The sequence below is a fragment of the Desulfotalea psychrophila LSv54 genome (assembly GCF_000025945.1).
GTDB lineage: Bacteria > Desulfobacterota > Desulfobulbia > Desulfobulbales > Desulfocapsaceae > Desulfotalea > Desulfotalea psychrophila.
In genome coordinates this window covers 1,444,553-1,457,500 of record NC_006138.1, presented here as the reverse complement: position 1 = coordinate 1,457,500, position 12,948 = coordinate 1,444,553, and the positions used below count along the sequence as shown (strand labels likewise).

Genomic DNA, 12,948 nt, shown 5'->3' with positions numbered 1-12,948 from the left:
CTGAATTTTTAAAAGATTTTTCTTCTGATTTAAGGGTAATGTATTTTTTTGCTAGCTATAATTTTTCAACTGAACTGTCTGCTGTTAGCTATGATGAATTTGATTCTGCTATAGATAGGTGGAAGAAGCCTCTAAAAAAATTTCACGATAAAAATATCGAGAAGCAAAAAACAAAGTTTATGTGTTTATGCGATCGATTTATAGAATTTATTGAGAGTGATCCTAATTTCTTCAATCAGGGTATTAGGGGATATTTGATGGTTCCGAAAAAGTATAGGGAGGATGAATTTCTTCCCTGGCCAAAAGAACTTTGGAAAAAAAAAGAAAAAGTAACAGATGATGTTAAAAAGCTTGTAGCGTGTCATCAAAAATTTTTGAGTACTGGAAAAAGTAAATTACGAATATAATCTTAGCTTGCAGAAATTAAATGAAAATTTGGCTAGCAGTCGATGTTACTTCGGTAATTCTAAGCATAGAATAGAGATAATTTTTGTGACCAATTAGTTGATCTTACCCCCAATATTGTGAAGTTAACCTCTGAGAAAGAGCCGGAAAAAGAGTTTTGTTCTAAAATTTTTCAAGATGAAGGAAAAACCATGCGATTCATATCTATTAATGTCAATATGCGTGCTGCGTTAATACTATAATTATCTATTGGAGGTTATTTTGGATTTAGAAAAAATTGTAAAAAAAATGATTGCAGATGCCAAGGTAGGTGCGGAAGATAAAGTGGAAGGACGCATTTATTTTCAGTGGGTATGTTCTGATGAGGAAGCTAAAAAAGGGTGCGAAATTGCAAACATTCTTTTGAGTGAATTTAAAAAAATATATCCAAATTGCCAAGTTGATAAGGTGGACTACGCTGCGCCTAACCAACAACATATAATACAAATATCTGTTAATAGAAGTTTTTGAGAGAAGAATGAAAATTTGGGTTGATGCCGATGCCGCTCCGGTGGCAATAAAAGAGATACTCTATAAACTGGCCGATAAACGTAAGGTTGAGACGATCTTTGTCGCGAATAGGGTCTTAAAACTGCCCCGTTCTCAACATCTTCATTTTCGTCTGGTGGCAGCAGGGGCGGATGTGGCCGATGGTGAAATCGTTCGGCTACTGAAAAAGGGTGACTTGGTAATAACCGCTGATATTCCCCTCGCCTCACTGGTAGTGGAAAAGGGTGGCACTGCTCTTAATCCCAGAGGAGAGCTCTATACCAAAGAGAATATTGCCGAGCGTCTCTCTAGCCGTGATTTTATGCAAGAGTTACGCGATGGTGGAGTCGAGACCGGCGGTGCACCACCATTTTCAGCAAAAGATAAACAGCGTTTTGCCAATGCCATCGACCGAATTTTAGCCCGGCTGCGTTAACTTTTCTGCTATGGTAAGATTTGACGGAGTCTCCCTCCGGTCGCTTTGACGAAGGTCTCCCTTTGGTCGCTTTGACGGAGTCTCCCTCCGGTCGCTTACCTTTTTACGCCGATGGTAGTGCTGGGGGGCGAAGAGTAGGTCGCCGCTTAATTATATCCAAAGCCCCAAACTATTAATTTAGTTTGGGGCTTTTTTATATCCATGGATCGAGCCGCCGCGGTGGCAGGGATGCCAAAGAGCGGCGACAGCCTTTCCACCTACCAAGACCTTCCCAAAAAGACATTGATGGGCACGCTCCGCTTTACCCATCCTACACAGTTGCCTTAAATCTACCTCGGATTTTCATTCCATATATCGACACTGTAGGATGGGCAGCAGTGGAGCGTAGCGGAATGGCGAAGAAAAGCTGCGGAGCGGCGAATCGTGCCCATCATAGCTTTGCCTTAACGAAACCCTTCATACAGCCCATAATTCTTTCAGCTGAAGACTCTGCCATTTTTTATGACCTGTAGAAAAAGCGCAACAATATCAAATTTCCTGAAAAGTTTTTATAAATTTTCTATCGATATAATCTTTAAGGGCAAAGGCAATCCTACCCGAAAAGGTAATCGACCATTTAGAGAGTACCCCTTCACCATCCCCAAGATTATAGATCAAGAGATAGTCCCCACCCGATGAAAATTTCTCCAAGGGTTTTTCTTCCAGTGAGGCCATGAGATTATTATAGAGGAGCAGATTCTGTCGAACCGCATAAACCCCCACCTTATCAAGCGGCTGTTCCTCAAAATAGATACAATCTCCTCCTCCGAAGATATTGGGATGGCTGGTTGACTGTAAAAATGTATTTACCTTTAAGCCGCCATCCGGACCGACATCTACCCCAGATATTGAAAATATTTTGGAGGGGCGGACCCCTATGGCCGGGAAGATAATATCGGCCTTATAGCTTACATCTGCTACCCTTATCTGACCATCTGCAACTCTCTGCACATAGCCCTCTTCTATTATTTCAATCCCCTTAGCAAGGAGTAACCTGCGCACCAATTTTTGCACTTTGGCAGGTTTTGCCGACATAAAATTAGGACCTGTGAAAAGTCGTATCTGCGGCTGCCGCCCCCCTCTTCTCTTGCCCAGCTGATGAATATTGCCGGCAATCTCCACTGCGGCAGGTCCACCTCCGAGAACGGCAATTGAGACTGCACCTTCAGCCAATTTTTCAAGAATTGTCTCCTTGGCTCGGCTCAACTCCTCGATGGGTTTTGCACTAAAAACATTGGCTCCATCTCCCTCAACAATATCTTTGGGTACATAGGAACCGGCATTACAGGAGAGGATATCGTAGCTCACCTTCTCCTCACTCTCGGCCAGATAAACAATCTGCTCTTCAGGATCGATACGACTGGCATGAGCCCGTATAAACTTCCCCCCCTTGCCTTCAACCTGTTTTTTGGTGGCAAAACGAATATCATCGGCCTCATAGGTGCCGCCCAACATTCCTGGCCCCATTCCACTATAGTAGTGGTAATCCGATGGCTGAATCACCGTTACCCGATAGCCCTTGGCGATAAAAGTTTCTAGTTTGCTCAGGGTAAGCATATGAGCATGCCCACCCCCAATTAAGACAAGATTCTTCATACCAGTTCCTCTAGTTGGTCAATGTGCTGGCTCAGCATGGCAATATGAGTGCGTTCTTCAGCGGCAATATGAAGCAGGGTCTCACGGGCAAGGCCCACCTCACTGCCATCAGCCGCTCGCAGATAGAGATCAAGGGCCTGAACCTCAATGGCCATGGCCAGAGAGAGAATATCCAATTCACTTTCCATATTGAAATCATAACGCTGCAGATACTGATCAGTTGTAAGCCCGCCCTCCATGCTAGGTTCAACTATTTTTTTCTGAAACTCGTCAAGGCTGACTTTCTCACCGACTAAACCGTTATAGAGTTCCAGCAACTGCTTCTCGTGAAGAAGTTCAACATCAGCCAATTTTTGAAAAAGTTTGGCGGCCTTCTCCGATTTAACCTTTGACTTCATTGATAAATAAAAGTCTCTGAGCCCCATTTCCAAACCAAAGCCGGTAATAATGGCATCCTCTGCAGTAGTTTCAGGACTAAAGAGATACATCCCGGAATCTTCAGGCCCGACAGCGACCTCTTTTTCCCAGGCATTAATCCCACCGGAGAGATTATATATTTTAGAAAATCCCTTACCGGCAAGCAGTTGCACAGCAACACGGCTGCGCCCGCCTATGGCTCAGTAAACAACCAGAGGTTTATCCTTTGGCAGCTCATCCAGTCTACTCTCAAGCTGCCCCACCGGAATCAACTTCGCACCCGGTATATGCCCATTCTCATATTCTTTGGGCTGGCGAACATCGAGGAAAACGACATCGCCTTTGAGATTAGCGGCAAGCAAGGCATTTGCCTCATCCCAGTTGATGGATGAAACGGGGGTAAAAAACTGCATCCACTTCATAATTTCCTCCCCAATAATTAAAAAAAGAAACTGCTCTGAGTACAACTATTATGATATCACGTTGAGGGAAGTAAAAAAAAGATACTAGATACGAGATATTAGATGCGAGAAAAAACAAAGAAAAAAAGCTGTCAGGAAGGGCAACTGCAAAAACATTTACCACGGAGGGCACGGAGGAAACAGAGAAAAAAACAGCAATGAAGCGGAGCGGAACGGCGGATACGAGATTCTAGCAGCGAAACGGCGGATACTAGAAAAAACAAGAACGGCATAAATTATTAATAATAAAGTAGTTTAAAGCAACCAAGGTCAGGAAATATTTATTTGTTATTATATCAAATAACGTTGGCTCTAAGTCACCTCCACTTCTCGGAGGGGGAGGAGGGAGGGGGAGTTTTCTCTTGTAGCTTCAAGTAGATAAATGATATCGTGGTGCTAAAAGCATGGAAAATCATCTATTATCAATGTTGTCCCTGAAGCAAAGCATAGGATAAGTTAAAGATACTATGAGATTATTTGAAATTATTCCCCTGTCAATTTTTGTCTTATACATCAGATTCATCGATATCAATACCGGGCAGGACTGGAATCTGCCCTTTCTTATAAGCGGCCTTATGGCCTTAGTCGCTATCATATTATTCACAGCCCGCAAGATACTGTTCAACCGTCTTTTTTTAGGTATAAATATCTATCTATTTAGCGGGGCCCTGGCCATAATCAGCCACCAGTGGTGGTTAAATGAAATTTATGGCAAATTACATGCATCAGGGATGCTGGCATGGATTGTCATCGTCGGTTTTATAAGCCTGTTACTCAGCCCACGGGGATTTATTGGAGTTGATTGCCCCGATAAAAACTTTATCAGGAAAACCTCTCTGCTCTTACTCTTTACCTCTGTTTGCGCCTTTGCCCTCTCCTTTGCCTTTCGTGGAAACAGAGTTCTCTCTGAGATCATTCCGTTCATCATGGTATTTGTCATGCAACAGATGTTAAGAAATCAACGTACTGATAGAAAAGAGAAAGGACAGTGAAAAGAAGATACGAGATGCTAGAAAGAGCAGGAACTGCATTTACCACTGGCAAAGAACACAGAGGATAGGAGAGAGAAAAAGGTGGGGAAGAGTAGGGCAAGAGCTATCGTAGGATGGACAGCAGTGGAGCGGAGCGGAATGGCGAAGCGATAGCATGTTCATCATAGCCAATGCCGCATTACCACCATAGAGAAAAGAGGTCAAAGTAGTTCAGTAACATAAAATTTGCACAGTAACACTGGGCATGTTATCGTGCAAAAAACATGTTATTGAGAGGAGCGACTCATGCAAAATCTTCCGCAAAAGTTTGAAACCTATCTTTTTGAAAACCTCGGTCTTTCACCTCAGCTTACCCTCTACACCCTCCCTGCTGTTATTGACGGTTGAAAACCATCAAACGCCAATTTTTATCAATTTCTGCCCCTGATGATTTAAAAAAGTGGGTTGCCAATGGAACATTGATGGGCACGCTCCACTCCGCTGCTGCCCATCCTACACAGGCCTTTAATTGATCTCGAATCACAGGGCAGGAAAACGCACCCCCTCCATCCCCCCTAGACAAGCACTCCCCCTCTCATTCTCCCCCTCACCAAAGGGGAGAGGCTTTCTAACTAGATACGAGCAAGAGCAAGGCTCTAGCAGTGGAGCATAACGGAATGGCGAGCTGTCAGCTGTCAGAAACTGCAAGAGTAATTACCACAGAGAACACAGAAAGAAGCGCTCAACCTGAAGTTAGGGTATGGCTAAAATTTCTTCTTGTCCTAGATAGTTGACTCATGTATGCCTTGATACAAAGGGGACAAATCATATATCGTTTAGAAAAGAAATCTATCAACACCACTAGGTATTCATAATGTTAAAGTATGTGCAATTCGATCGATTATCAGATGCAGAATCTTCTTTAGATGAGCTTTGCTCGTGTTTAGAGCGAGTATCTAAATCTGAACACGCGTGGAAGTATGCCATAATATCAACTCACTGTGCTTTACAAGGATATCTTTGTATTGCCTTACGCAACGGTAATAGTTTTCAAACATGGAAAAAGAATCAATATAAAAAGTGGCAGGAGGCGGATGACAATGAGCTGAAATTACCTGACCCACAATTAGATTTTTTTATGGAGCTTTTCGATAAAGTATTTTCTTCATCAACAAATATTGATCGTAATCTTATTGTTTGGCTAAATGAAACTAGAAACGGATTAGTTCATTTTAATACAGATTCTTACTTGATAGAAAAAGCTTTAATAATCAAAGCAGTAGCTCAAGCTGTTCAGGCTATAAAGCAGACGCCATCTTTAGCTAAAGGTATTTTCTTTTACGAAGATGTTCAGGAATCGAGTTTCCAAAAAGCATGTAAAAAGGTAGAAACAAGATTAAATTCTTTAACATCAAACACCTAACAAAGCTAATTCTGCGGACGCAAAAAACGCGCTACCGATCTTCACTTTTACACTTCTATTTTCAAGATATCGACAACTTTCTCCTCTATAGCTGCTGACAGCTCGCCATTTCGCTAACGCTCCATTACTACAGCTCAACTGAATTATGCGTAAAATATTTGTATCAGACATCTTTGGTAGAACACCAGCCTTAGAAAATTTATGCAGGGCAGTAGGTTCCGATATTGGTATCGTTGATCCATATGCTGGGAAAGAGATGCGCTTTCAGACCGAGCAAGAAGCCTATGATTTCTTCATGGCAAACGTTGGCATGAACGCCTATTGTGACCTGTTACAATCAAGGTTAGAGCAGACAACAATACCGATAATTTTGGTAGGATTCAGTGTGGGCGCCTCTGCTCTTTGGCAGATTTCCGAGTCATTGAGCTGTGAGAAAGTGAAGCGGGTAGTGTGTTTCTACGGTTCGCAGATTAGACACTCAACAGAGATTAATCCCAGTGTTGTTGTCGAACATTTTTTACCAGTGCATGAAGCGGGATTCAGTGTTGAAGAAATGGCAAACCGGCTATTAGGCAAAGAAAATATTATTCTCCATAATACAACCTACCTACATGGCTTCATGAACGAACTTTCAAAAAACTATAGCAAGTTAGGTTACAGGAAGTATGTTGAGTTGTTGCGCAAATGTATCTATTAACAAAGAAAATTAGGCGGAAAATTATTAATGCTACTATAAGTAGCCTGTCCTCTTTTTCATCTGACAGCTGATAGCTTTTTTACTGATAGCTTTTTTACTGACAGCTGACAGCTTATCGCTTACAGCTTTTTCGCCCTAACCAAGTCGGTCGAAACCGTAGTTTCGACCGACTCAGTTTACAGGTGAAAATCTACCTATTCAGTCGCACGCATGGCGGGCTGGGCCTCGGGCTTAGCGCCCATGGCACCCTGCTTCTCTTTCAGGTCAGCGAAGTAGGCCTTGGTCTCGGAGGCGACGACGCCACTGAGGCCGAGGAGGCCGATGAGGTTGGGGATGGCCATCAGACCGTTGACGATATCGGCCAGGGTCCAGATCAGTCCCAGTTGCAGGAAGGAGCCGGAGGCTACCAAAGCGATATAGATGATCTTATAGCCCTTGATTGCCTTAACCCCGAAGAGGTATTCGGTGCAACGCTCGCCATAGTAGTTCCAACCGAGGATGGTGGTAAAGGCAAAAAAGATCAAGGCGATGGTCAGCAGATACTGACCAATATCACTACCCAGACCTGTGTTGAAGGCCATATTAGTCATGGCCGCTCCGGCAAGGGCAGGATCGTTCCAACAGCCAGTCATAACAATAACGATACCGGTCATGGTACAGATAACGATGGAGTCAAAAAAGGTGCCGGTCATGGCTATAAGTCCCTGGTGGACACATGAATCCGTCTTGGCTGCAGCCGCTGCAATGGGGGCAGACCCGAGGCCGGACTCATTGGAAAAAACACCGCGGGCAATTCCACTTCTCATCACCATGATCACCGAAATACCGGCGGCACCACCAAAGGCTGCCTGAGGGTTGAAGGCGCTCTCAATAATCAGGGAGACGGCTGCAGGGATCTGGCCAATGTTGAGGAACATAATCAGCCCTGAAAGCAGGATAAAAAAGAGGGCCATGAAGGGAACGATACGGGACGCTACTCGGGAAATGCTCTTGACCCCGCCCAGGGTTACCATGGTCACCAGTACGGTGAGAACCACGGCTATAACAGGAACAGGAATATGGAAGGTAAGATTGGCGGCATCCTTGATGGCGTTGACCTGGGCAAAGGTGCCAATGCCAAAAAAGGCCACACCGATACCGAAAAGGGCAAACATCTTGGCCAGAAAACGGTTGTTCAGGCCACGCTCGATATAGTACATGGGGCCACCGGACATCTCCCCGTTGGCATCAACAACCCTGTACTTCACGGCCAAAAGTCCCTCGGCATACTTGGTTGCCATACCGAAAAAGGCAGCGACCCACATCCAAAAGATAGCGCCGGGCCCCCCGGCCTTGACTGCCGTTGCCACCCCGACAATATTGCCGGTACCAATGGTCGCACTGAGGGCTATACAGAGAGCGGCAAAGCTTGAGACATCGCCCTGCATCCCCTTCTCCTGAGTCTTTGCAAAAACATACTTCAGGGCCAGAGGAAGACGGACCACCTGAATCAGGCCAAGACGCATGGTCAGGTAGAGACCGGTACCCACCAAAAGAATGAGGAGGGGCGGACCCCAGACGAAGGAATCAATCTGTTCCAGAATTAATGTAAAACGTTCCAATTTTATTCTCCTGTTTTAAAAAAACATAAAAACAAAATTCGGATAGGGGAAAAACGGTAAGAGGTGGGATGACTCCCGCTAAAATAGTGGGTATCAATGGCAAAATTACAACAAGGGTAACGGTCATTGGTACCTGCTACACTCTGTCCCTTGTACCTGAGAGGTTCACCAGCTACACGCTGGCTTGCTCCTTCGGTGCCCATAATGAGACTCTCCAGAGGCTCGTCCCATAGCAGTCCTTTGACCTGAAAGATTTACTTCTTCGGTGCCTTCCCCATCCGTACTGCCATGGGAAAAATCTCTCCTGCTATGTTCATCCGAGTTTTTGTAAGAGTGTAGATATCTCCTTGCCCCAAAAAAATCAAGCACCTTTTTTTCAGCAATTCCATCCTTCCCCCAACAATTCGTCTCTAATAGCTCAGCGCTAGGTGCTTTTCTTCGTCTAAACATTTTTTGGATTATATGCCCAGGGATGGGAGGTATGCTGCGATGGCTCAGCCAAGGAGCAGCAATGCCCATGGATGAGCCGCGTCGGTGCCAGGGATGGCATGGAGACGCAATACCCTGGGAGGACAAAAAAAGAGCAGCAATGAAGCATAGCGAAATGGCGGCAGTGAAGCGTAGCGAAATGGCGGCAGTGAAGCGGAGCGGAATGGCGGCAGTAAAGCGGAGCGGAGTGGCGAAGCGGGAAACTCTCCTTTACTTATCTTGCCCTTATCTGTAGTTCTTCCCCCTCTGAAATTGTATGCTAGGGTAGATGATATGAAAAGTTCATATGAGCCAAGAAGACAGACTTGCCGATGGAAAATTTATAAGAGAGAGTTGTAGGAATGATTTTACAAGTAAAACGCTGGAACGAACCACATGGCTATAGAGATGTGTTGAAAGTAGGACTACCACTGGTGGTGAGCATGGGCTCAACCACCCTATGGAATTTACCGACCGTGTTTTTTTAAGCCGCTACTCTCTGGATGCCATTGCCGCGGCAACACCTGCCGCCATGGCCAACCTGGTCGTCTTGTTATTTTTTATAGGAATTGTCAGTTACACCAATGTCTTTATCGCCCAGTATAGCGGCGCCGGAAAAAATGAACGGGTAGGGGCAGTGCTCTGGCAGTCGATATGGTTATCGATTTTTGCCGCTGGCGTACTGGCATCACTGTGGTTTATCGCTCCTCCTCTCTTTTCTCTGGTGGGCCATGGTCAGGCAGTGGAGGAACTCCAGATAACATACTTCCGTATTCTCAGCCTCGGCAGTGGTTCCGCCATACTCTCATCTGCACTCAGCTGCTTCTTCTCCGGTCGCGGCCTTACCCGGCCAATTATGATTGTTAATACAGTGGCAGTGCTTATCAATATCCCCCTTGATTATGCCCTGATCTTTGGTATAGGACCATTTCCACAACTCGGTATTGCCGGAGCCGGAATTGCCACCATCTCTGCCTGGACCATGCAGATGTTCATGTTTGCCTACCTGGTCTTTACCAGAAAAAACGATGCAAGCTTTGCCGTATGGAGGGCACGCTCTTTTAAGCCTGCTCTCTTTAAGCAGATGATGACCTATGGTCTGCCCGCCGGAGTAAATATGTTTTTTGAGCTCTTTACCTTCACCTTCTTTATCTTTATGGTTGGAAAAATCGGCAAGGTGGAACTGGCCGCATCTAATATTGTCTTTGCCATTAACTCTATCTTCTTTATTCCCCTGATGGGACTCGGCATTGCCGTATCAACCCTGGTGGGCCAGGCTATTGGCCGGGGCCAAAAGGAAGATGCCATTCAGGTGACAACAAGCTGCCTCCATATCGCTCTTGTCTGGACGGCCTCACTCTGCCTCCTCTTTCTCTTCATTCCCGAAACCTTTATAAACATCTTTGAACCCGCAGACGGTGGCGCCGATTTTGTCGCCATCAAGGAGATGGGCAAGGTGCTCCTCCGCTTCGTGGTGATCTACTGTGCTTTTGACACCCTCTACATTGTCTATTCCGGGGCTGTAAAAGGCGCCGGTGATACCCGCTTTATTATGTGGGCCATAGGTATTCTGGGCATCTTTGTTCTTGGCCTCCCCCTCTATCTGGCTGTAACAGTTTTTTCTGCAGGTATCTGGAGCGCATGGCTCTTAATTTCACTCTATATAGCCTCCTTAGGAATGCTTGCCCTATGGCGATATTACAGGGGGGCATGGCAGAGGATGACGGTGGTGAAAGAGGAAAATACTGAACTTATTGACAGATAATAAACTTTCCCCTAGCTTTTTTAGCGGCGATGGGGTATTTAATGTCAGCAAATTTTTTTCGGTGGCCATAGCGAAGAGGCCCCACCCGTTCCCATTCCGAACACGGAAGTTAAGCTCTTCAGCGCCGATGGTACTGCATGGGAGACTGTGTGGGAGAGTAGGTCGCCGCCGAATTTTATATACAAAGCCCCAAACTATTAATTTAGTTTGGGGCTTTTTGTGTTTTATGCCCATGGATGGGCGGTATGCCGCGGTGGCAGGGATGCCAAAGAGCGGCGATGCCCTATCCTCATGTTACAACTCCCCCAGCAGTAACTCCCGAAAACTTATCCGACATTCCCTTTTCTTCTTATTGTTCTCAACAGTAAAAAAGCATTTACCACTACTACCGAGGACACGGAGAAAGAACAGCAGTGAAGCGGAGCGGAATGGCGGGTACGAGATGTTAGATGGCGAGCAGTGAAACGGCGGATATTAGAAAGAGCAGCATAAACCTAAAGAAGAGACTTTATCCGTTCCCATTCCGAACACGAATGATGGAGTCTCGTTGCGCTCGCTTTGACGAAGGTCTCCCTATGGTCGCTATCTAACGCTTTTCTCGAAGTCTCACTACGTTCGCTTTGACGAAGATCTCCCTTTGGTCGCTTATCGTAGCGCCGATGGTACTGCATGGGGGGTGTCGAAGAGTAGGTCGCCGCCGAATTTTATATACAAAGCCCCAAACTATTAATTTAGTTTGGGGCTTTTTGTGTTTTATGCCCATGGATGGGCGGTATGCCGCGGTGGCAGGGATGCCAAAGAGCGGCGATGCCCTATCCTCATGTTACAACTCCCCCAGCAGTAACTCCCGAAAACTTATCCGACATTCCCTTTTCTTCTTATTGTTCTCAACAGTAAAAAAGCATTTACCACTACTACCGAGGACACGGAGAAAGAACAGCAGTGAAGCGGAGCGGAATGGCGGGTACGAGATGTTAGATGGCGAGCAGTGAAACGGCGGATATTAGAAAGAGCAGCATAAACCTAAAGAAGAGACTTTATCCGTTCCCATTCCGAACACGAATGACGGAGTCTCGTTTCACTCGCTTACCTACTCTTCAGCGCCGATGGTACTGCATGGGAGACTGTGTGGGAGAGTAGGTCGCCGCCGAATTTTATATACAAAGCCCCAAACTATTAATTTAGTTTGGGGCTTTTTGTGTTTTATGCCCATGGATGGGCGGTATGCCGCGGTGGCAGGGATGCCAAAGAGCGGCGATCCCTCCACTATACTCCATTTCGACAACAGCCTATCCCAAATAGCTATGACTAGAATTTCTCTTCTCACAAACAAAAACACCCCCATCTAAGCCTGCCCCTATAACCTCCTTCTTTACAAGTATTTTCAAGTCATTAATCCTGAAGAAACTTTATTTTTCTTCATGCCTAACCTTCATGCCCCTTGCTTTTGGGAAAGCAATGAAGTAAATTTTCGACGCAACATATGTTCGTAAGCTACTGAAACAATATTGGAAATTATCACATTAATTTAAAAAGGATTTTCGCAAAGGAAACGCATGAGATTTTTTAAAAAAAGTATTCTACTGTTGCCGCTACTACTTCTTGTCGGGTGTGGGCATTCTATAAATATAACGCCACCTCTCAATTATTTGAGCAAATCAAACATCGTCAAAATTGATAAAAATGTTGGGTATTTTATTTCAAAAGAAAATTTTGCGAAAGAAGTTTCAACACCTGGAGGCGGTGGTGACAAAGTAAAATATTTCCCTTACAGAGAAGCTGAGCCAGCCTTAAAGAAGGTTTTGTCCAATGTCTTTGAAGGTGTTTATAAACTTTCTTCTGAAGTAGATATATTGTCTGCTTCTTCTAAGAAAATCTCTTATATCTTTACACCACAATTTATCACTCACTCGTCATCAAGCAGTGTATTTACATGGCCACCAACTTTATTTTCGATCACCATTGACTGTAAGGCAGTTGACAAGGATGGAAAAATTACTTGGCAGACAAAGGTAACGGGTGAAGGTGAAGCTGAATTCTCTGAATTTAAGCACGATATGTCCTTAGCTGCCAAGAGAGCCACCAAGAATGCCTTTATTAAGCTTCAAGATGAAATCTTGACTTCGAGGAAATTTTAAATA

The 12,948-nt window shown here is 44.9% G+C and carries 11 protein-coding genes, 1 rRNA gene and 2 riboswitches (1 of these 14 running past the window's edge); of the genes, 9 read left to right on the top strand and 3 right to left on the bottom strand.

Annotated elements, in window-relative coordinates; translation table 11 throughout:
* The 3 genes from DP_RS06595 to DP_RS06585 form a co-directional block, all read left to right on the top strand.
* A protein-coding gene (locus tag DP_RS06595) for a hypothetical protein (protein ID WP_011188546.1) crosses the window boundary here: on the top strand, nucleotides 1–407 show its 3' portion. 154 nt of this gene lie to the left of the window's left edge; only the last 407 of its 561 coding nucleotides appear in the window; its start codon lies off the left edge, out of view; the stop codon is at nucleotides 405–407.
* A 259-nt stretch (nucleotides 408–666) separates the two neighbouring features.
* Nucleotides 667–915: a hypothetical protein gene (locus tag DP_RS06590; RefSeq protein ID WP_041277715.1), complete on the top strand. Its 249-nt coding sequence runs from the start codon at nucleotides 667–669 to the stop codon at nucleotides 913–915.
* Nucleotides 916–922: 7 nt separating this feature from the next.
* Nucleotides 923–1,369: a YaiI/YqxD family protein gene (locus DP_RS06585; RefSeq protein WP_011188545.1), complete on the top strand. Its 447-nt coding sequence runs from the start codon at nucleotides 923–925 to the stop codon at nucleotides 1,367–1,369.
* Between the two features lie 528 nt (nucleotides 1,370–1,897).
* Here the strand turns inward: DP_RS06585 and DP_RS06580 are convergent.
* A complete protein-coding gene (locus DP_RS06580; RefSeq protein WP_011188543.1) occupies nucleotides 1,898–3,004 on the bottom strand; it encodes an NAD(P)/FAD-dependent oxidoreductase in 1,107 nt (368 codons plus the stop codon).
* Nucleotides 3,001–3,843: a rhodanese-like domain-containing protein gene (locus tag DP_RS06575; RefSeq protein ID WP_265588603.1), complete on the bottom strand. Its 843-nt coding sequence runs from the start codon at nucleotides 3,841–3,843 to the stop codon at nucleotides 3,001–3,003. The genes DP_RS06580 and DP_RS06575 overlap by 4 nt, the downstream gene beginning before the upstream one ends.
* A gap of 506 nt (nucleotides 3,844–4,349) precedes the next feature.
* Between DP_RS06575 and DP_RS06570 the strand changes: the two genes are divergently transcribed.
* From DP_RS06570 to DP_RS06560, 3 genes are all read left to right on the top strand, one after another.
* Nucleotides 4,350–4,874: a hypothetical protein gene (locus DP_RS06570; RefSeq protein WP_011188540.1), complete on the top strand. Its 525-nt coding sequence runs from the start codon at nucleotides 4,350–4,352 to the stop codon at nucleotides 4,872–4,874.
* An 853-nt stretch (nucleotides 4,875–5,727) separates the two neighbouring features.
* A complete protein-coding gene (locus tag DP_RS06565) occupies nucleotides 5,728–6,276 on the top strand; it encodes a hypothetical protein (protein ID WP_011188539.1) in 549 nt (182 codons plus the stop codon).
* A 145-nt stretch (nucleotides 6,277–6,421) separates the two neighbouring features.
* Nucleotides 6,422–6,973 (top strand): dienelactone hydrolase family protein, encoded by a 552-nt coding sequence (locus DP_RS06560; RefSeq protein ID WP_011188538.1) that lies wholly within the window; start codon nucleotides 6,422–6,424, stop codon nucleotides 6,971–6,973.
* Between the two features lie 194 nt (nucleotides 6,974–7,167).
* On the opposite strand, the gene DP_RS06555 is transcribed toward DP_RS06560, so the two are convergent.
* Nucleotides 7,168–8,574 (bottom strand): alanine/glycine:cation symporter family protein, encoded by a 1,407-nt coding sequence (locus DP_RS06555; protein WP_011188537.1) that lies wholly within the window; start codon nucleotides 8,572–8,574, stop codon nucleotides 7,168–7,170.
* A 141-nt stretch (nucleotides 8,575–8,715) separates the two neighbouring features.
* Nucleotides 8,716–8,794: riboswitch (glycine riboswitch) on the bottom strand.
* Nucleotides 8,795–8,797: 3 nt separating this feature from the next.
* Nucleotides 8,798–8,891, bottom strand: a riboswitch (glycine riboswitch).
* Nucleotides 8,892–9,502: 611 nt separating this feature from the next.
* Between DP_RS06555 and DP_RS06540 the strand changes: the two genes are divergently transcribed.
* The 3 genes from DP_RS06540 (at nucleotide 9,503) to DP_RS06525 (ending at nucleotide 12,945) form a co-directional block, all read left to right on the top strand.
* The gene (locus tag DP_RS06540; RefSeq protein WP_011188535.1) at nucleotides 9,503–10,807 is read left to right on the top strand and encodes an MATE family efflux transporter; all 1,305 of its coding nucleotides are present in this window, start codon (nucleotides 9,503–9,505) and stop codon (nucleotides 10,805–10,807) included.
* A gap of 57 nt (nucleotides 10,808–10,864) precedes the next feature.
* Nucleotides 10,865–10,981, top strand: a 5S ribosomal RNA gene (gene rrf / locus DP_RS06535).
* A gap of 1,382 nt (nucleotides 10,982–12,363) precedes the next feature.
* Nucleotides 12,364–12,945, top strand: coding sequence for a hypothetical protein (locus tag DP_RS06525; RefSeq protein ID WP_011188533.1), 582 nt, complete (start codon nucleotides 12,364–12,366; stop codon nucleotides 12,943–12,945).
* Nucleotides 12,946–12,948: the final 3 nt, after the last annotated feature.

Coding starts and splice junctions, on each gene's coding strand:
- DP_RS06560 (WP_011188538.1), top strand. CDS start 6,422: ATGCGTAAAATATTTGTATCAGACATCTTTGGTAGAACACCAGCCTTA.
- DP_RS06540 (WP_011188535.1), top strand. CDS start 9,503: ATGGAATTTACCGACCGTGTTTTTTTAAGCCGCTACTCTCTGGATGCC.
- DP_RS06565 (WP_011188539.1), top strand. CDS start 5,728: ATGTTAAAGTATGTGCAATTCGATCGATTATCAGATGCAGAATCTTCT.
- DP_RS06585 (WP_011188545.1), top strand. CDS start 923: ATGAAAATTTGGGTTGATGCCGATGCCGCTCCGGTGGCAATAAAAGAG.
- DP_RS06580 (WP_011188543.1), bottom strand. CDS start 3,004: ATGAAGAATCTTGTCTTAATTGGGGGTGGGCATGCTCATATGCTTACC.
- DP_RS06570 (WP_011188540.1), top strand. CDS start 4,350: ATGAGATTATTTGAAATTATTCCCCTGTCAATTTTTGTCTTATACATC.
- DP_RS06525 (WP_011188533.1), top strand. CDS start 12,364: ATGAGATTTTTTAAAAAAAGTATTCTACTGTTGCCGCTACTACTTCTT.